This window comes from Gordonia sp. McavH-238-E (genome assembly GCF_022348225.1).
GTDB lineage: Bacteria > Actinomycetota > Actinomycetes > Mycobacteriales > Mycobacteriaceae > Gordonia > Gordonia terrae.
This window is the reverse complement of sequence record NZ_JAKRFE010000012.1, coordinates 91391-110554: the sequence shown is the minus strand read 5'-3', so window position 1 is coordinate 110554 and position 19164 is coordinate 91391. Positions and strand designations below refer to the sequence as shown.

Here is a 19164-nt window from a genome sequence, read left to right as displayed (position 1 = left end):
GACTCCTCGTGTCTGGAAACGGTTTTGGTTCGGATGTTCGTGGAAAGCGTTGTGACGTGCGGGGTTCGATGAGCTTGCTACATCCCCATCCCGCCGTCGACCGGCAGGCCGGCGCCGGTGATGAACTTCGCGGCGTCGGAGACGAGGAAGACCACGGCGTCGGCCATGTCGTCGACCTGGCCGAGCCGGCCCAGGGGAGTCAGCTCCGCGACGGCCTGTGCAGCCGCCTCCGGCGACTCGAACAGACCCAGCGCGGCGGTCTCGACGGCGAGCTTGTTGCCCATCGCGGTCGGGGTGAGCGCGGGATAGATCGAGTTGACGCGGACGCCGTACCCCAGCTTGCCCGACTCCGCGGCCGCGACGCGGGTGAGGCGATCGATCCCCGATTTCGTCGCGGAGTAGACGCTGATCCCCGGGAAAGCGATTGTCGCAGCGACGGATGCGATGTTCACGACTGCGCCGCCCTTGCCCGCGAGACCGCCGGGACGCATGGCGCGGAACGCGTGCTTGATGCCGAGGGCCGTACCCAAGACGTTGACGTCCAGCATCTTCGACGCCTCTCCGGCATCGAGGTCGACCAGGAGGTTCGTCACCTCGATGCCGGCGTTGTTCACGACGATGTCGAGACCTCCCAGGGCCTCGACGGTCGACGCCACCGCCGCCTCCCAGGCCGAGTCGTCGGTGACGTCGAGAGCGACAAATTCGGCTTTCGCGCCTTGCGCGCGTAGGGATTCGACGGTCTGCCGACCGCCGTCGGCGTTCACGTCGCCGATCGCGACGGAGGCACCCGCAGCGGCAAGAGCCTCGGCCATTCCGGCCCCGAGACCCTGCGCGCCGCCGGTGACCAGCGCGGTTCGTCCGGTCAGGTCATAACTCGTCATCGTTGACACCTCCAGTAGGAACCGCCGCGAGCCGTCAGCGCCGGCGGAGAGCGAAACACAGTCGATGCGATCTGTGTCGCACGCCACACTAAGTCGAAAGCTTGACAGTCGTCAAGAAAAAACTTGACGACTGTCACGAACCCCCGGCGCGTCGGGTCGGGTCGTGTCGATGAAGGTGAGCAGTCGAGCGATCCCGGCAGACGACGGCGCCCCCGAACTCACCCGGATGGAGAGTTCAGGGGCGCCGCGATCGGGAAGCCGTGATCAGACGCCGATCTCGGCGCCACCGTCCCGCCACACGGCGACGACGGCGGGTCGCGGCTGGGAGTCACCGCCATCGGGCCAGTGCGACGCCGGGTTGTCGGCGGAGTGGTCGTCGAGCTCGCCCGGGTGCTGGACGGCGATGAGGACGCGATCGGTGTCGATGATCGGGCCGCAGGTCTCACCGCCCTTGGGCACGGTGAGGAACTGCTTGGTCTCGCCGCGCCGCTCGCCGTCGAGCGCAACCGCGAACAGGCCGTCGTTGCTGTCGAGCGCGTTGCCGTCGGTCGAGATCCACAGGTTTCCGTGCGGATCGAAGGCGACGTTGTCGGGGCAGGAGATGGCGCTGACCTTGGTCTTGTCGAAGCCGCCGTAGTACGTGTCGGCGGCGCCGGGATCACCGCACACCAGCAGGAGTTCCCAGGTGAACTCGGTACCGGTGTGGTCGTCGGTCATCTCGAGAACCTGGCCGTTCTTGTTCTCGTTGCGGGGATTCACGGCGTCGGCGGCGGCCTTCCCGTCGGTGCCTCGGTCGTCGTTGTTCGTCAGTGCGCAGTAGACCTTGCCGGTCTTCGGGTTCGGCTCGATGTCCTCGGGCCGGTCCATCTTGGTCGCGCCGACGGTGTCGGCGGCCTGACGGGTGAAGACCGCCACCTCGGCGGGTGACATCCCCGAGACGTAGGAGCGTGCCGAGCCGTCGGCGTTGACCGTCAACAGCGGTTTCCACGATCCCTTGCCCGCGAATTTCCCTGAGGCGGGCGGAGTGCCGGAGCCGTCGACCGGATCGGGGGAGTCGCCGGTGAAGGTGGCGACGTAGAGCGTGCCTTCGTCGAGGATGCCCATGTTGTGCTCACGCGCGGTCTTCGACAGTCCGGACTTCATCTTCCGGCTCGACACGAACTTGTAGATGTACTCGAAACGCTCGTCGTCGCCGCTGTACGCGACGACGGTGCCCTTGTCCGGGCCGCTGCCGACCACGTAGATGTTCGCCGACTCGTGCTTGAACCGGCCCATCGAACTGTGCTTGACCGGAACGGCATTCGGATCATGCGGGTCGACCTCGACGATGTAGCCGAAGCGATTGCCCTCGTTCGGCTCGACAGCCAGGTCGAAGCGCTTGTCGAACCGTCCCCAGTGGTGCTCGTCCCCGTCGTCCTCGAAGGAGTAGCGTTCGAGTCGCTCCGCCGCCTTGGGTTCGGTGATCGTGCTCGGGTTGGCGAAGTAGTTGTTGAAGTTCTCCTCGCCGGAGAGCATGGTGCCCCACGGGGTCAGTCCGCCGGAGCAGTTCGCGAAGGTCCCCAGGACGGTCGTCCCGGCCGGGTCGGCTGCGGTCTTGACGAACTCGCTGCCCGCGGCAGGACCCGTCAGGCGGAACGGGCTGGACGCGGTGAGCCGCCGGTTACGCGGACCCACAACGGGTTTGAGTGCACCACTCCCGGATTGCGAGGTGACCTCGACGATCGCGATGCCGACCGACGCCATCGCGATCCTGGCCTGCTGCTCGGTGGGTTCGCCGTCGATGTACCCGGTGAACATGAACGGTTCGGTCGGATACTCGAGGTTGGCGACCAGGTAGTGATGGTCGGCGACCCCGTCGACCGGGATGAGCCCGGCGAAGTCGTTGTTGAACCCGAACTGCCCGGCCTGCGCCTCCGGGGTCTGGTTGGCGAAGTCGAACTCGGGTGCGCCGGGCAGAATCGGGTCGCCCCACCTGATCACGACCTCCTGGCGATATCCGTCCGGGATCACCACGGCGTCCTCGGTGTTCGGCGCCACGGCATCGAACTTCATGCCGGGCAGTGCATCTCCGGACGGGGTGCCGCTCGACGACGCCGGGTCGGACGAACCGGAATCCCCGCACGCCGCGAGGAGGGATGTTGCGCCGACGGCCACGGCGGCGCCGGCCGAGGTCTTCAGGACGCTGCGACGCGACACCGCTGTCCGGACGACGTCCCGGAAGTAGGTGTTGTCGCTCGAGTTGCCCGGATCGTGCCGGCAGGCGTCGCCGCACTTGTAGCGGCAGGTCACGTAGGCGCGAGACGAGCGCCCGGCATCCTCACCGGTGGACATGAACAGCTGCAACGGAATACGCACACGGGCTCCTCTGAAAGCATGGTCGCGCCACGGGGCCGGCGCACGACGAGGAGCACGTTAGGAGGGCGAAGCGAACCGATGGCTACCCGATTGTGAACGGCAACCCAACACCCCTGTTGGTTCCACGTGGAACATCGCGGCTTTTGATTCGGCCCGCTCGCTGTGCTCCCGGCGCCGGTGTTCTGATTCGGCCCGCTCGCTTCGCTCCCGGCGCCGGCGATTCAGAAGCGACCGCCGGTGCCGATCCGGCCCGAGGACCCGGAGCCGCCGAACGATCCCGGACTGCGGCCACCGCTGCCGAAGCCGCCTCCCCCGAAGCCGCCGCCGAAGCCGCCGCCGAATCCCCCTCCGCGACCGCCGATCGTGCCGCGCAGGAAACTGTCGACGAGGATGCCGCCGAGGACCGCGCCGGCGGTGGACGCGCCGGTCGGGTGCCGCTGCTGCGACTGTTGCCAGCTGACCACGTCACCCTGGGCGGCCATCAAGGACTGATCGGCGAGCGAACCGGCACGACGCGCCGTCTCCGTCGCCGCGGGTGGATCGGTGGCAGCAAGGTCCGTGGCGGACTGGAGGAGGCGTTGCGCTTCGGCGAGCCGGGTGCGAGCGGTGGACTGGATGGCACCGCGGCGGGTGCCGATGAAATCCGCGGCCGCGGTCACCTTCGCGCCGGCCGACTCGAGTGCGGCCGTGAGGACCTGCGCGCGGCGGATGCGTTCGGCAGCGGCATCGCGAGCGGCCGCGAGCGCGTCGTCGAGGTCGGCGTCGGCGTCGACCAGCGCGGTGAAGGTGCCCAGGGGGTCGGCGTCGAAGTTGCCGCGCGCGCCGGCAACCGCCGTGCGCGCGGTCTCGATCGCGCTCACCAGTGACGGTCCACCGGCCTCCGCCAGGGCGTCCGCCTCGGCGAGCTCCTCCTCGACCTCGGCGATGAGCGCAGGCATCCGGGAGCGGGCGGCGGCGATGTTTGCATCCGCGTGGTCGATGGCGTCGAGGAGCACGGTCGCCTGCTCGATCGAACCCTCCGCCGATCGGATCGCGGCAACCGCCGGGCCCTGCTGACCCACCGGCGCGGCGATCGCGGCGCGGCCCTGGTCCGCGGTGGCCTCGGCGAAGTCGATCTGGGACCGGGCGAGATCGACATTGTCGAGAACGGAGGTCAGGGTGGCTTCGCCGTGCTTGCCGATGAGGTCGGTGAGCTGCTGGGACGCCGATTCCAGCCGGGCGCGGAGGCCGATCAACTGCTGGGTGATCGAATCGAACCTCGAGTCCGCGTTGATGAGCAGATTGCGCATCGCGTCGAAGTTCTCGACCTGATCGTCGAGCACGCCGTCGATCTCGGTGCTCGTGGTGATGATCTGCACCAGGATCGAGCGGCGCTCGTCGTCGGTCTCGGGGACGTTGTCGTCGAGCCGTTGCCGCAATGCGAACGCCCGTGCCAGAGCCTCCTCGGCCCGTCGTACGGTGTCCGTGAACGGCGCGGTCTCGACCTCCCCGAACTCGCCCACCGCAAGCTGTAGCTCTTCCTTGCTGGTCCGGATCGCGTTGTCCAGGTCGGTGAGCACTTCGCGTGACCACGGGTCGAGCACCTCGACGGGCTGGGCGGCCAACTGGTCCACGGTCAGTTCCTGCTCACGCAGGGTCTCGACGCTTTCGGAGATCCGACGTTGCCTCCGTCGTCGTGAGTAGAGGTAGGCGCCGCCGCCGCCGAGCACGATCACCCCGCCGACGACCCCGGCCGCGATCACGCCGGTGTGGCTCGGCTCGAGCGCTCCGGACAGCCCGTTGACCGCCGCGAGCCCGGCACCCGCCCAGTTGCCGTCGCGCAGCTGCGGGACGACGTCGTCGTTGGCCACCTCTTCGAGCGTGGACTGATCCAGGCCGCCGACGCTGTCGGGGGCGAACAACCGGTACGCCCGGTCCTCGGTCGCGACGGCGAGCAGGGCGTCGTGATCACCCAACTCACTGGCGACGGCGGTCTGATCGGCCCACTGTTCGCTGGTGAGGCCGTCGAAGTCGCGGACATACACGATCCACATCTGGACCGCGTGGTCGTTGTAGAGCGCGTCGATCGCCGCCTCGAGCTCGGTGCGCTGTTCCGGTGTGATCGCGTCGGCGGAGTCGACGACGTAGGTGGGCAGCCGGGTCGGCGGTTCGGCCGACGCCGCGCCGGGTGATGCCAGGGCCACGATCAAGCCCAGCAATCCCACCAGCGCGGCCGCCGAGGCCACGCGTGTCAGCAGTTCCCGAAGTGCCGGCACTCGATGCATGATCACAAACCTAGCCGTGCGGGCGTGCGGTGTCGTCGACGCCGCACGCTACGCGGGTCAGTTCCGCGAGTCGCGCCAGCGGCAGAGCGCCTCGAGTGCGGTGAGGTCGTAGTCGGGGCCGGTGACGCCGACGGTCAGCAAGGTGACGCCCTCGTCGGCGAGCGCGTCCGCGTCGCGCAGGAGGGCGTCGGTGTCCCCGTCGAACTGGACACCCGAGGACCGTTCGATGGTCTCGGGGTCGCGCCCCACGGCGGCGCAGTGGTCGGCCAGCACCTCGGCCTTGTGCCGGTACTGCTCGACGTCGTTGAAACCGTGCCAGACGTCGCCGTGCTCGGCGATGTAGCGCAGGGTCTTCTTCTCGCCGCTGCCGCCGATCAGGATCGGGATGTCGCGGGTGGGAGCCGGATTGAGCTTGGCCAGACGCGATTTGATCCTCGGCAGCGCCGCGCCGAAATCGTTCAGACGGGACCCGACGGTGCCGAAGTCGTATCCGTACTCGTCGTAGTCCTTCTCGAACCAGCCGGCTCCGACGCCCAGGATCAGGCGGCCGCCACTGATGTGGTCGACCGTGCGGGCCATGTCGGCGAGCAATTCCGGATTGCGGTAGGAGTTGCAGGTCACGAGCGCGCCGATCTCCACGCGGGAGGTCTGCTCGGCCCACGCGCCGAGCATCGTCCAACACTCGAAGTGTTCGCCCTCCGGGGCGCCGTACAGCGGATAGAAGTGATCCCAGTTGAACGCGACGTCGACACCCGTGTCCTCGGCGCGGCGGACCGCGTCACGGATCAGCGAGTACTCGGGTGCGTGCTGGGGCTGGAGTTGGACACCGATGCGAATGGGGAAGGCCATGTCGACCAGTCTGCCCGCTGTCGGCAGGTTCGTCGACGGACGTGACGGGAGACCCGGGTCGACCCGGACCCCGGGTCGATTCTTGCCGCATCGGCAACCGTTCTGGCGACCCGCGATCTCGCATGCCACAGTCGAGGGCATGGCCACCGACGACAGCAGCCCCGACACCGTGACCCAACCCGCGAAGCCCCACGATCCGGGATCTGCCGAGGGTTGGGATGCGCGCTACCGCGGCGCGGATCGGCTCTGGACGTCTGACGTCAACCCCGCGCTCGTCGCCGAGGTGTCCGACCTCGACCCGGGCACCGCACTCGACGTCGGGTCGGGCGAGGGTGCCGACGCCCGGTGGCTGGCCGACCGTGGATGGCAGGTCACGGCCCTGGACATCTCGCAGGTCGCGGTCGACCGGGCCCGCGAGATCGACCCGCGACCGTCCATCACCTGGCTGCGTGCCGACGTGATCGCCGATGACGTGCCCGCCGCCGACGTCGGTCTCGTGACGGCGCACTACTTCCCGATCCCGAAGGAGAACATCGACGCCGCTCGCCGAATGGTCGAGGCCGTCGGACCCGGCGGGTCCCTGCTGGTGGTCGCGCACGCCCCCGAGGGCGTGCGGGCGCACGGCTTCGACCCCGACGCCTACGTGCAGCCCGGCGACTTCGCGGATCTGCTCGGAGAGGACTGGGAGATCGTGACCGATGAGACGCGGGAGCGTGGGCGGGCGGCAGGAGGCGGTCACCACACGCACGACGTGGTGTTCCGGGCCCGACGCCGTCCAGCCTGAGATCGGAGTTGCGGTGGTCCGAGAGCCGGGCGAACCGCAACTTGATCGGGCAGCGCCGGCTGGAGGGGTGCGCTGCGATCGCACCACGAATTCAGTGCACATCTGTACACTCGGGGCATGACCGCCACGACCACGCGTGAGGCCGAGCTGCGGGCGCTCACGGACCTCGGGCTCTACGAAGCCGGCGCCGCGGCGCGCGGAGTCGGATCCATGCACCGTGTCATCGCCGGTGGTGTCTTCCGGATGCTCCGGCCGGTGTTGGGAAGCTCGGTCGATTCGGCGCGCATGGTGCACGACGCCATCAGTGAGGGCGCCTACAACTCGATTGCCGCGGCGCTCGACGCCGGTCGGTCGGCGGCCGAATACGCGCCGTGGTCTGAGGGTCGCGCACCGTCGCAGACCCACCGCGGTGCAGTGCTGCTCGGCATCCTCAACGGACTCATCGGCGACGAGCTGGAGACCGCGGGCTCACCTCTGACCACCGACATGTCGATCCGCGTCGACGGCCGGCCGGTGGCACTCGACGCAGAGTCGCTCTACGACGGTTTCCCTGATGCGGGTGGGCACGTCGTCGTATTCCTGCACGGACTCATGGAGTCCGAGTTCGCATGGGCGCTCGGCGACCAACCGACGTACGGTGAGCGACTGACCGGCGACCTCGGCGCCACCGAGGTCCAGGTCCGCTACAACACCGGGCGTCATATCAGCGAGAACGGTCGTGCCCTCGCCGATCTGCTCGACGCCCTCGTGCTGCTCTGGCCGACCCCGGTGACGCGGTTGACCCTCATCGGCCACTCGATGGGTGGGCTCGTCGTCCGAAGTGCCTGTCACACAGCCGATCAGCGCGGTGATTACTGGACGGGCCTGGTGTCGGAGACGGTGTGCCTGGGCACCCCGCATCTCGGCGCGCCACTGGCCCGCGGTGTCCATCTCGCGACGAACGCACTGCGCCGGACGCCGGTCACGCGTCCGATCGGCTCACTCCTGCGACGACGCAGCGCGGGCGTGCGAGATCTGTTCCACGGCAGCCTGACCGACGACGACTGGGTGGGTCACGACCCGGACGCGTGGTCGCAACCGCCGGGGGCCGACGTCCCGCTGCTCGACGGCGCTCGGCATCTCTTTGTCACCGCCACCATCACCCGCGACCCCGACAATCCGTTGGGCCGCCTGCTCGGTGACGGACTGGTTCTCGCGCCGAGCGGCCGCGGCCAGCACACGCGAGCCCGTCGTGGGCTGAAGTTCCAGGAGGGCTTCCACATCGGCGGCGCACACCATTTCACCTTGTTGAACAGCGACGCGATCTACGACTGGCTGCTCGGCCACCTCACCCCGCGGAAGGCATTGCCTGCCGGCCGGTCGTCGTAGACACGAGCACCTCGACGACGCCTCAGTGTGCTCAGTGCGTTCGGCGCTGACGGTAGCGGCCGCGGGCGGCGAGCACTCCCACGATCCAGCCCACGACGAAGACCACGGCCAGGATGAACCAGAGGGGCGACTCGACGCTCACCCAGAACAGCTCGATGCGCACGGTGGTCCGGTTCTGAATGATGAAGACCACCGCGAGGATTGTCAGGCCGAGCGCTATCCACTGCGGCAGAGACACCTTGGACAATGGGGAACGGGTGCCGGAACCCGGCTTGGGGGCGCCTCGGTCTTTGGCCATGGTGAGACTCTAGGAGCATCCGTCGGCGGTCACCCGGGATCCCGTTGCGATTTGTCCCGGAAACCGGGATAAATCGCAACCTGACATGGTTACTTCTTGGGGTCGTCGGCGGCCGCGATCTCGACCTCGGCGGTCGCTTGGATCAGCGCCAGAAGATCCTTGTCCAGTCCGGGCGCGAACTCTTCGCGTCGTTCGGGGGCGATGGTCATGGGGAATCCCTCGGGCATGATCGCGGTGCTCAGTTCGGTTCCGTCATTGCTGGGGGACGCGCCGCGGTACAGCTTCGCCGCGTCGCTCTGGTCGTCGGCACTGAAGGTGTACTGGACACTCTGCAGCCCCTGGTCGACGAGCTTCTTGACCTCGGGGAACCGCTCGGCGTTGGTCTTCGGGATGGGCAGGATCGATCCCCAGTTGACCCCGAGGCTCTCCAGTGCCTTCGCGAAGGCGTTCTCGTGCGCCTGATCCCGGACGATCAGATAGGCGATCGTGGAACGAGCTGTCTTGTTGTCGGTCATCTCGTAGATCCGACATTTCTGCAGTCGCCCGGTGGACTCGAGCATCAGGTTGTAGAGCAGGTCGAGAACGAGGTTCCCGCTGTTGTACACATACGACCCCGACCACGGATTTCCGGCGGCGTCGACCGGCAGCGCACCCTGTGCACCGACGAGGTAATGGTGGATGTTGCTGGTGTCCAAGGCGATCTTGAGGGGAGTGGCCCCCTTGGCGCCCGGCTTGTCGACCGGATCGGTCTTCTTGCCGCTGTACTCCGGCGATCCGTCGAGCAGGCGGGAGATGGTGGTGCCGATGAGTTCGACGTGGCTGATCTCTTCGGTTCCCACCCCCTGAAGCAGATCCCGGTACGGCTTGGACGCCGGATCACCGCGGAAGTTCATGGACTGGAACAGATACTGCATCATCGTGCGCATCTCGCCGAACTGCCCGCCCAGCCCCTCCTGCAAGGCGTTGGCGGCGGCCGGATCGGGCTCGTCGACGGCGATCTCGTTGATCAGTTGCTGAGTGTGTAGGTACACGGGTTCTCCTAGAGCTCGTTTGGAGGCGGACCGGCGGTGCAGGAAGTTCGCCGACAGAGTGATCGGGTGGACCGAAACGGCTGTGGCAGAGGTGTGCTCGGTCCGATAGGAGGCACTGCACCGCCCAGCCGTCGGTCGATAGGGGCACGTCATCAACAGAGGCCGCACTTCTGGAGCAACTGGTAGGTCGAGCAGTACCCGCGTCGGCGCGGCCCAAACACGGTCAGTGGGACCCGGCTGCCAACCGGTCCATGACGTCGACACAGCCGGGGTCCGTCAGGGTCACGGGACCACTATCACTTTGCCGGCGATCCGGCCGTGCGACGCTTCAGCGTGAAGAGAAGGCAGCTCCGACAGCGATATCCGCCGCGTGACCTCGACGGTCAACACCCCCGCGTCGACGAGCGACACCAATTCCCCGAGGCGTTCGCGGTTCGGCAGGACGAAAACGGTCGACGCCTGCACATTCCGCGACACATCGTCCGGGGTCGCCATGAAAGCCGTTGTGCTGACCACCGTCCCGCCGTCGCGCACAGCAGCCACATAGTCGGCGAACTGCTCGGGTTCGATCGGCGCGAGGTTCAGCAGCACGTCGACCCTGTCGTCGAGCCCGTCGAGCAGCTCCGTGACCGTGTGATCGATGATGTGATCGGCGCCTGCAGCCCGCACCGCCTCGATGCTGCGCGGGCTCGCGGTGGCGACGACCTGCACCCCGGCCCGCTTGGCCAGCTGGATCGCGTACTTCCCGACCACGCCACCGGCCCCGACGATCAACACCCGCTGGCCGCGCTCGAGTCTGCCCTCGTCGAACAGCGCCTGCCACGCCGTCAGGCTCACCGACGGCAGTGCTGCGGCGTCGGCGAGTGGGATGCTCGTAGGTGCGTGCACCAGCGACTCGGCCGGTGCGACGACGTATTCGGCTGCGCCGCCGTCGTGCTCCATGGGGAGAAACCCGATGACGGCGTCGCCGATCTCGAGATCGTGAACCCCCTCTCCGAGGGCATCGACCGTGCCGGAGACGTCATACCCGGGCACGTGTGGCAACGCGATCGGGATCGGCAGGAACCCGGCCCGCATGCCGTTGTCCGCGGCGTTGAACGCGGATGCCGCAACGCGAACACGGACCTCGCCGGGCCCCGGCGTCGGTTGCTCGATATCGCGGAGCTCGAGAACCTCCGGACCGCCGACCTCGTCGAACTGCACTGCCTTCATGATCTGCCTCTTGTCTTCTCGGTGTGATCGCTGTGATGCTTCGAATTCGAAGCAACTGATGGCAACGGTAACACTGCTTCGAATTCGAAGCAATAGGTAGGATGGAGGGATGAACGAGCGCGGTGAACACCAGTTGGACCCCGTCGAACTACAGGCGTACTTCGCACTGATCGAGGTCAGCAGTCTGGTGCGACATGAGGTGGAGCAGCAGCTACGGGACGCGGGCGACCTGAGCTATGTACAGTTCCAGCTGCTCGCAACGCTCGGCGACGCACCGGGCGGCAGCCGGCGGATGACCGAACTCGCCGACGGCGTGGTCTACAGCAGAAGTGGTCTGACCTATCAGGTCGGACTGCTGGAGCGTGCGGGATTGGTGGCGCGGGGCGTCTCGGAGGACGACGAGCGAGGGGTGACGGTCACCGTGACCGAGGCCGGTCACCGACGTCTCGCCGCCGTGTTCCCCGGTCATATCGCCGTACTGCGCCAACTGCTCTTCGACTCCCTCGACCGCGACGACGTCGAGGACCTGGCCCGCGTGCTGGGAAAGGCGCGCGGTTATATGCGGACGATCCCGCCGCGCTCTGCGAAGCCGCGGCGGACAGCCGCCAAGACGAAGAAGAAGTGATCCCGTCTCCGGCACGTGGCGTCCCGCCGGGTGGGCGGAACCCTCAGCGGCAGACAGCCCCTTGCGACGCGGAAGTCACGAGCTTGGAGTACTTCGCCAACACGCCGCGCGTGTAGCGCGGCGGCAGGGGAGTGAAATCCTCTGCGCGTGAGGCGAGTTCGGCGTCATCGACCAAAAGGTCGAGAAGGCCGCGACCGACGTCGAGTCGGATCCGGTCGCCATCGCGGACCAGCGCGATCGGGCCGCCGTCGACGGCTTCCGGCGCGACGTGTCCGACGCACAGGCCGGTGGTGCCGCCCGAGAATCGTCCGTCGGTCATCAGCAGCACGTCCTTGCCCAGGCCCGCGCCCTTGATCGCGCCGGTGATCGCGAGCATCTCGCGCATGCCCGGACCGCCCTTGGGGCCTTCGTACCGGATGACGACGACGTCGCCGGCGGTGATCGTGCCGTCCTCCAGTGCATCCATCGCGGCGCGTTCGCGATCGAAAACCCGTGCCGTGCCCTCGAATACGTCCGAGTCGAAGCCGGCCGACTTCACCACCGCACCTTCGGGGGCCAGCGATCCCTTGAGGATCGTGATGCCGCCGGTGGGATGGATGGGGGACTTCGTGGCCCGCAAGACCTGGCCGTCCGGATCCGGCGGTGCGATGTGAGCGAGGTTCTCCGCGACCGTCGAACCGGTCACCGTCAGGCAGTCGCCGTGCAGCAGCCCCGCGTCGAGGAGCGCCTTCATCACCACCGGCACACCGCCGATGCGGTCGACATCGGTCATCACATGCCGACCGAAGGGTTTGACGTCGGCGAGGTGCGGAACGCGGCTGCCCACGCTGATGAAGTCGTCGAGCGACAGTTCGACCTCGGCCTCGCTGGCGATGGCGAGAAGATGCAGCACCGCGTTCGTCGATCCGCCGAACGCCATCACGACGGCGATGGCGTTCTCGAAGGCCTCGCGGGTCATGATGTCGCGCGCGGTGATACCGCGACGCAGCATCTCGACGACGGCGATCCCGCTCTGACGCGCGAATTGGTCGCGGCGCTTGTCGGGGGCCGGGGGAGCGGCGCTGCCGGGGATGGACATCCCGAGCGCCTCGGCGGCGCTGGCCATCGTGTTGGCGGTGTACATGCCGCCGCACGCGCCCTCACCCGGACAGATGGCGCGTTCGATGGTGTCGACGTCCTCGCGGCTCATCAGTCCGCGCGAGCACGCGCCCACGGCCTCGAACGCGTCGATGATCGTGACCTGACGCTCCTTGCCGTCGGACAACGTCGCATAACCGGGCAGTGTCGACCCGGCGTAGAGGAAGACCGACGCGAGATCGAGGCGAGCGGCTGCCATGAGCATGCCGGGCAACGACTTGTCGCATCCGGCGAGCAGGACCGAGCCGTCGAGCCGCTCGGCGCTCATCACGGTTTCCACGCTGTCGGCGATCACCTCGCGGGAGACCAGCGAGAAGTGCATGCCCTCGTGCCCCATCGAGATGCCGTCGGAGACCGAGATGGTGCCGAATTCGAGCGGATATCCGCCACCTTCGTGCACGCCGTCCTTCACAGCCTTGGCCAGCCGGTCGAGCGACAGGTTGCACGGCGTGATCTCGTTCCACGACGACCCCACCCCGATCTGCGGTTTCACCCAGTCGTCGTCTCCCATCCCCACCGCGCGGAGCATGCCGCGGGCAGCGGTCTTCTCCAAGCCGTCCGTGACGTCGCGACTACGGGGCTTGATGTCGATCTCGGCGTCCGGTTCGGTTCGCTTGGTCATGAGGGCAAGAGTAGTGGTGATCGTTCGAACGCGGTCGGAGTCCGCACCGGAACGGACGGATGGTTGCGGAGTCTTTTGCTCCGTTCCGATACTCACTGAGATGGTCACGGCAGGTGCGAGAATCAACTGCGCGGCCGATGGCGGCATCGGCAGCAACGGGCGCACGCGGCGGTCGGGCGTGCACATCGAATTGGCGGCCGGCTCTCGAACCGGGCTTAGCTCACGTATCGATAAGTGAATGTGCATGTCTTGCAACCATTTCCTTCATGCAGGCGAGCGTCGGTGCACGCATGTAGCGTGGTGTCCGGTAACCACGTGCGCTGCACATCGGATAGCGAGGACTCCACATGGCCCTTCATGCATTGCTCGCCAAGGCCGGCGCGACGGTCGCGACGGGATTCGTCGGCGCCGTTGCCTACGACGCCGTCCGCAGCGTCGCCCGGCGCGCTCCGCTGCGTGAAGGCGCGGTCGTCGCCACCACGTGGGGTATCCGCGGAACCCGTAAGGCCGAAGAGGTCGCCGAGTCGATGCGGCTCAACACCGCCGACATCGTCGCCGAGGCGAAGGAACGCCTGGGCGAGGAGTCGACCCCGCCGGGAACAGCGGTCGCGCACGACCACGATCACGATCACTGAGTCGTGAGCACGTCTGCGCCGACGTACTCGCCGGAGTTGCCACCGATCGACATCGTCGTCCGGTCGTCGGCGGCGGGACGGGTCCGCATGACGGTCCCGTGGCTGCGGATTCCCGATCGGGCCGCTGCCGACCGTCGTGCCGTGGCCGTCGAGGAGAGTGTCGCCCGGGTGACGGGCGTACGGGCCGTGCACGCCTATCCGCGGACGGCCTCGGTCGTCGTGTGGTTCCGAGCCGACACCGACCCGGAAGCCATCGATCACGCGATCGCGGCGACCACGCACGCAGACTTCGCCAAGGTGCCCGATCGCGCGCCGCATTCGGCTGACGTCACCAACGCCGACCTGTTGCGGATGGGCATCGGCGCCGGGGCACTGGTCCTGCTCGGTTTTCGTCGCTACGGTTTCCGGCGTCCGCCGCTGCTCGGTCCGGCATCCCGCACCGTCGCCACCGGTGTCACGATCTTCTCTGGTTACCCGTTCCTCCGGGGTGCGCTTCGGTCCCTGCGCGGGGGCCGGGCCGGTACCGATGCGCTGGTCTCGGCGGCCACGATCGCGAGTCTGCTGCTTCGTGAGAACGTGGTCGCGCTCACAGTGCTGTGGCTGCTCAACATCGGCGAATTCCTCCAGGACCTCACCTTGCGCCGCACCCGCCGCGCCATCACCGACCTGCTTCGCGGCACCCAGGACACCGCGTGGGTGCGCCTCGCCGACGGCACCGAGGTGCAGGTGGCGATCGACGCCCTTCACGTCGGCGATGCGGTGATCGTGCACGAGCAGGTCGCCGTCGCGGTCGACGGCGTGGTCGTCGACGGCGAGGCGGTCGTCGACCAATCGGCGCTCACCGGCGAGAACCTTCCGGTGACCAAGCACGTCGGTGATCGCGTACAGGCGGGTTCGGTGGTGCTCACCGGCCGCGTCGTGATCGAGGCCGACGCCGTCGGGGACGACACGTCGATCGGTCGCATCATCAGCCGGGTCGAGGAAGCACAGCGCGACCGCGCTCCCATCCAGACGGTCGGGGAGAACTTCTCCCGACGCTTCGTACCCGCGTCGTTCGCGTTGTCGGCGCTGACCCTGCTGGCGACGCGCGATCTCCGTCGAGCGATGACGATGCTGCTCATCGCGTGCCCGTGTGCCGTGGGACTGTCCACCCCGACCGCCATCAGCGGGGCCATCGGGAACGGTGCCCGCCGCGGCATCCTGATCAAGGGCGGATCGCACCTGGAGATCTCGGGGCGGATCTCGGCGGTCGTCTTCGACAAGACGGGCACGCTGACCGTCGGCCGTCCGGTCGTGACGAACGTGGTGTCCTTCTCCGACGCCTGGCAGCCCGAACAGATCCTCGCGTATGCCGCCAGCTCCGAGATCCATTCGCGTCATCCGCTCGCCGAGGCGGTCATCCGCTCCACGGAGGAGCGTCGGATCGAGATCCCGACGCACGCCGAGTGCGAGGTCATCGTCGGACTCGGCATGCGCACCCGCGCTGACGACGGGCGCGTGCTCCTGCTCGGCAACCCGTCGCTTCTCGACCGGCACGGCGTCGCCATCTCCGATGCCGCCATCGACTGGGTGGATCGACTGCGGCATGCGAGCGAGACCCCGCTCCTGCTCGCCGTCGACGGCACCCTGGTCGGGTTGGTGAGCCTGTCCGACGAGCTGCGTCCCGAGGCGCGCGAGGTCCTCGACGCGCTGCGCGCCGATGGTGTCACCGAGATCGCCATGCTCACCGGCGATCACCCGGTCACCGCCGCGACCATCGCGGCAGAGCTCGGCATCGAGCGGTGGGCCGCCGAGGTCACCCCCGACGACAAACTCGCGGTCGTGCGTGAACTGCAGGCGCTCGGTCACGTGGTCGCCGTGGTGGGGGACGGCGTCAACGACGCCCCCGCACTGGCCGCTGCGGACATCGGCATCGCCATGGGCCTGGCGGGTACGGACGTCGCGGTCGAGACCGCGGATGTCGCACTGGCCGGTGACGATCTGCGCAAGTTGCTCGACATCCGCGACCTGGGCACGCACACGGTCGAGGTGATCCGCCAGAACTACGGGATGTCGATCGCCGTCAACGCGCTGGGGCTGGTGATCGGTGCGGGCGGTGCGCTGTCCCCGGTGCTCGCCGCAGTGTTGCACAACGCGTCGTCGGTTGCGGTGGTGCTCAACAGTTCTCGACTCATCCGCTACCAGGTCGAGGCGACCCCACGCCGCACCGAGGAGTCCCACCGTGCCTGACCTACCGCTGACCAGCCCGACCGTCGAGTGTCCCGCGGGGACGATCATCGCTCGTGTGGACGGAGACGTCCTGCGCGCCACCGGTATCCGCTACGCGCACGCGGCGCGCTTCGAAGCGCCGTCGGCGGAGCCGCCCGCGGACGAGCCGATCGACGCGACGTCGTGGTCGCCGGCCTGTCCCCAGCGCGACGGTGAGGGACTCGTCCACAGCACCTTCGGCGACGCCGCACTCGGCGAGATGGTCGGCGACGAGCATGCGCAATATGTCTCGGTCACCGCGCCCGCCGACCGTCGCCCCGACGAGGTGCTTCCGGTGATGGTCTGGATCCACGGTGGGTCGTACATCATCGGCGCCGCGGACGCGCCGTGCCACGATCCGGCGACGCTGGTGGCCGAGCAGCGGGTCATCGTCGTATCGGTGACCTACCGCCTGGGGTTGTTCGGGTTCCTCGGGGACGGTGTCAGTCGCCCGGCGAATCTCGGCCTGCTCGACATGATCGAGGCCCTGCGCTGGGTTCAGCGGAACATCGCATCGTTCGGCGGCGATCCCGACACCGTCACCGTCTTCGGCGAGTCGGCGGGCGGAGACGCGATCGCACAGCTGATGGCGGCCGACGGCGTGTCGGGTCTGTTCCACCGCGCCATCGTGCAGAGTGCACCGCTCGGCATCACCCGCCGGCGCGAGCGGCTGCATGCGGACATGTTCGCCGCGTCGCACCAGGTGTCGGAGTCGGCGACCGTCGACGAGGTCCTGGCCGTCCAGGAATCGATGATGGGCCTCAAAGCGGTGCTGCAGCACGGCCTTCCCGCGTTCATGTCCTTCGGTCCGCAGTACGGCCACCATCCCTTGCCGCCCGAGGGCGAGGTGGACGCGGTGTGGGAGCAGCGCGCCCGCGACGTCGAGCTCCTGATCGGGTGGAACAGCCGCGAGGCCGCGTTCTTCACCGCCGCGATCGGTGGGGTGTCGTCGCTGCCTGCGATACCCGTGGTCGGCACCCGGCTGTACGAGTGCCTCGTCCAGCAACTCACCCGTGCCATCTACACGTCGGCCGCCGATCGCTTCGCGCGGCGTCACCGACGGGCCGGCGGAAAGGCCGCCCAGTACGTCATCGACTGGGGCGCAGCCGATCACCCACTGCGCTCAGGGCACACGGTGGACATCCCGCTGCTGTTCGGGACCCCGGAGATCTGGACCGGCGCCCCGATCCTGGCCGGCCACGACGCCGAACGGGCCGCGGCGGACGGCAGCCGGCTGCGCCGGATCTGGGCCGACTTCGCCCGCGACGGGTGGACCGCACCGTCGGATGTCCCCGGCCTCATCCGCTTTCCCTGATCCGCGGCGACCCGTCGAGGGCCCCAGGCTTGTCCTGCCCCGTGACGAAACCGTATCCGCACCATCGTCGAGTCGCCGATGAGTTTTCGACGCTGCACCTGTCTACCGTTCTGACCGTCCCACCTCGGGGCGCCGCCCCAACGAAACGGAGATCCGATGTCCCGCATGCTGTTCGTCAACACCACCGCCACCGACATCCCGGCCACGCGGGAGTTCTGGACCGGCCTCGGGTTCGCGTTCAACGACGACTTCTGTGATGACACCACGCTGTGCCTGGTCGTCAACGAGTCGTCATTCGTGATGATCATGACCCCGGACAAGTTCCAGGGCTTCATCACCGGTGGGATCAGCGACACTGCGACCGAACGCGAAGTCCTGATGGCGATCTCGGCTGAGTCGCGGGAGGCCGTCGACACTCTGGTGGACAAGGCGCTGGCGACCGGTGGCAGTCCGTGGCAGGACACGCAGGACCACGGGTGGATGTACGGGCGGAGCTTCCGCGACCTCGACGGTCACGCATGGGAGGTCTCCTACATGGACCTTGCGGCCATGACGGAGTGACACGATCTGCGGTTGAGCCGGCCCTACCCCCCGCTGGTTGCGCCGTGTCGCTTTCTGCTGGTTGAGCCGGCGCCGACGCTGCTCGGCCAGCGGGGGGCAGGCGGCAGGAACGGTGCGCGTCGAGATCAGTTCTCGGGGCGTCGGCCGACCCCGATCAGCGTGTCGCAGTCGACTTCGGTGATGCCCTCGTCGACCAGACGCTGCAGGAAGCCGGCCCGGACGTCGGCGATGGCGTCGGCGTCCATACCTGTCAGCGCACCCCTCAACCCGCTGCCCAGGACCATCGACCACGAGAACTCGTCGGTGCGCGGAATGCGCAACTCCAGAACGGATGCTGAAGCCTCCACGGCACCAATGGATTCCAACCACGCCGTGATCTTCTCCTCGGTGTCGATGCGCGTGATCGGGTGCGGCGGACCATCCGACGGTGCGCGCGGTCCGGGCGGCGGAGGCGTCTTGGTCACCCGCGCAACCTCGTCGAAGTAGGCCCCGGTGAAGTCGTAGAGGGCGTCGTCGTGCCAGACCGCGACCGCGATCCGCCCACCCGGGCGCAGGAGCGTCAGGAGGTCGCGCACGGCCGCGTCCATGTCCGGGAGGAAGAAGACCCCGAAACCGCAGGTGAGAACGTCGTACCCACCGATGTCATCACCTCGACCGGCGAGGGTCGTCACATCCTCGACCCGGAAATCGATGTTGCGCAGTCCCGCTGCAAAGGCGCTGATCCGCCCGCGGTCGACCAGGTCCGCGGCGAAATCGACTGCTGTGACGTGTCCGTCGGGGCCGACCACGCGCGCCGCGGCCAGTGCGCTCGCTCCGGTGCCGGAACAGACGTCGAGTACCCGGTCGCCCAGGGCGGTCCGCCCCCGCGCGACCAACGTCTCGCCGGCCGGGCCCCAGACAAGTGGCGTCACCAGATCGAAGTCGGAACTGGCCGAGTTGAAGGTCTCGGCGATGCTGGGTCGGGCCATGTCGTCAGCGTA

The 19164-nt window shown here is 68.1% G+C and carries 16 protein-coding genes; 7 read left to right on the top strand and 9 right to left on the bottom strand.

The window, feature by feature from the left end:
- Positions 1-77 precede the first annotated feature (77 nt).
- The 4 genes from MHN80_RS18930 to MHN80_RS18915 all read right to left on the bottom strand — a co-directional run bounded on the left by MHN80_RS18930 (position 78) and on the right by MHN80_RS18915 (position 6349).
- Positions 78-881, bottom strand: a complete 804-nt coding sequence (locus tag MHN80_RS18930; RefSeq protein ID WP_101820533.1) for an SDR family NAD(P)-dependent oxidoreductase — start codon at positions 879-881, stop codon at positions 78-80.
- Positions 882-1145: 264 nt separating this feature from the next.
- A complete protein-coding gene (locus MHN80_RS18925; RefSeq protein ID WP_239403000.1) occupies positions 1146-3236 on the bottom strand; it encodes a PhoX family phosphatase in 2091 nt (696 codons plus the stop codon).
- A 221-nt stretch (positions 3237-3457) separates the two neighbouring features.
- Positions 3458-5500, bottom strand: a complete 2043-nt coding sequence (locus MHN80_RS18920) for a TPM domain-containing protein (RefSeq protein WP_239402999.1) — start codon at positions 5498-5500, stop codon at positions 3458-3460.
- A 57-nt stretch (positions 5501-5557) separates the two neighbouring features.
- Positions 5558-6349, bottom strand: coding sequence for an LLM class F420-dependent oxidoreductase (locus MHN80_RS18915; protein ID WP_239402998.1), 792 nt, complete (start codon positions 6347-6349; stop codon positions 5558-5560).
- A gap of 139 nt (positions 6350-6488) precedes the next feature.
- On the opposite strand from MHN80_RS18915, the gene MHN80_RS18910 reads away from it, so the two are divergent.
- On the top strand, positions 6489-7133 hold the full coding sequence (locus MHN80_RS18910) for a bifunctional 2-polyprenyl-6-hydroxyphenol methylase/3-demethylubiquinol 3-O-methyltransferase UbiG (protein WP_239402997.1): 645 nt from the start codon (positions 6489-6491) through the stop codon (positions 7131-7133).
- A gap of 117 nt (positions 7134-7250) precedes the next feature.
- Positions 7251-8501, top strand: coding sequence for a triacylglycerol lipase (locus tag MHN80_RS18905; RefSeq protein ID WP_239402996.1), 1251 nt, complete (start codon positions 7251-7253; stop codon positions 8499-8501).
- Between the two features lie 31 nt (positions 8502-8532).
- Here the strand turns inward: MHN80_RS18905 and MHN80_RS18900 are convergent, their stop codons facing one another.
- From MHN80_RS18900 to MHN80_RS18890, 3 genes are all read right to left on the bottom strand, one after another.
- Complete coding sequence (locus tag MHN80_RS18900; RefSeq protein WP_239402995.1) at positions 8533-8799, bottom strand: lipopolysaccharide assembly protein LapA domain-containing protein; 267 nt, start codon at positions 8797-8799, stop codon at positions 8533-8535.
- 89 nt (positions 8800-8888) lie between these two features.
- Complete coding sequence (locus MHN80_RS18895; RefSeq protein ID WP_239402994.1) at positions 8889-9830, bottom strand: manganese catalase family protein; 942 nt, start codon at positions 9828-9830, stop codon at positions 8889-8891.
- Positions 9831-10112: 282 nt separating this feature from the next.
- Complete coding sequence (locus tag MHN80_RS18890) at positions 10113-11042, bottom strand: NADP-dependent oxidoreductase (RefSeq protein WP_239402993.1); 930 nt, start codon at positions 11040-11042, stop codon at positions 10113-10115.
- Positions 11043-11151: 109 nt separating this feature from the next.
- Between MHN80_RS18890 and MHN80_RS18885 the strand changes: the two genes are divergently transcribed.
- Positions 11152-11667 (top strand): MarR family winged helix-turn-helix transcriptional regulator, encoded by a 516-nt coding sequence (locus MHN80_RS18885; protein ID WP_239402992.1) that lies wholly within the window; start codon positions 11152-11154, stop codon positions 11665-11667.
- Positions 11668-11710: 43 nt separating this feature from the next.
- On the opposite strand, the gene ilvD is transcribed toward MHN80_RS18885, so the two are convergent.
- A complete protein-coding gene (gene ilvD, locus MHN80_RS18880) occupies positions 11711-13426 on the bottom strand; it encodes a dihydroxy-acid dehydratase (protein WP_239402991.1) in 1716 nt (571 codons plus the stop codon).
- A gap of 347 nt (positions 13427-13773) precedes the next feature.
- Between ilvD and MHN80_RS18875 the strand changes: the two genes are divergently transcribed.
- From MHN80_RS18875 to MHN80_RS18860, 4 genes are all read left to right on the top strand, one after another.
- Positions 13774-14061 carry a DUF1490 family protein gene (locus MHN80_RS18875; RefSeq protein ID WP_004021099.1) on the top strand — a complete coding sequence of 96 codons (288 nt, stop codon included), beginning with the start codon at positions 13774-13776 and terminating at the stop codon, positions 14059-14061.
- An 87-nt stretch (positions 14062-14148) separates the two neighbouring features.
- Entirely contained in the window at positions 14149-16290 is a 2142-nt protein-coding gene (locus MHN80_RS18870) for a cation-translocating P-type ATPase (protein ID WP_275447926.1), read from the top strand.
- A complete protein-coding gene (locus MHN80_RS18865; protein WP_239402990.1) occupies positions 16283-17623 on the top strand; it encodes a carboxylesterase family protein in 1341 nt (446 codons plus the stop codon). The genes MHN80_RS18870 and MHN80_RS18865 overlap by 8 nt, the downstream gene beginning before the upstream one ends.
- Before the next feature lie 156 nt (positions 17624-17779).
- Positions 17780-18184: a VOC family protein gene (locus tag MHN80_RS18860; protein ID WP_239402989.1), complete on the top strand. Its 405-nt coding sequence runs from the start codon at positions 17780-17782 to the stop codon at positions 18182-18184.
- Positions 18185-18309: 125 nt separating this feature from the next.
- On the opposite strand, the gene MHN80_RS18855 is transcribed toward MHN80_RS18860, so the two are convergent.
- On the bottom strand, positions 18310-19152 hold the full coding sequence (locus tag MHN80_RS18855) for a class I SAM-dependent methyltransferase (RefSeq protein ID WP_004021103.1): 843 nt from the start codon (positions 19150-19152) through the stop codon (positions 18310-18312).
- Positions 19153-19164 lie beyond the last annotated feature (12 nt).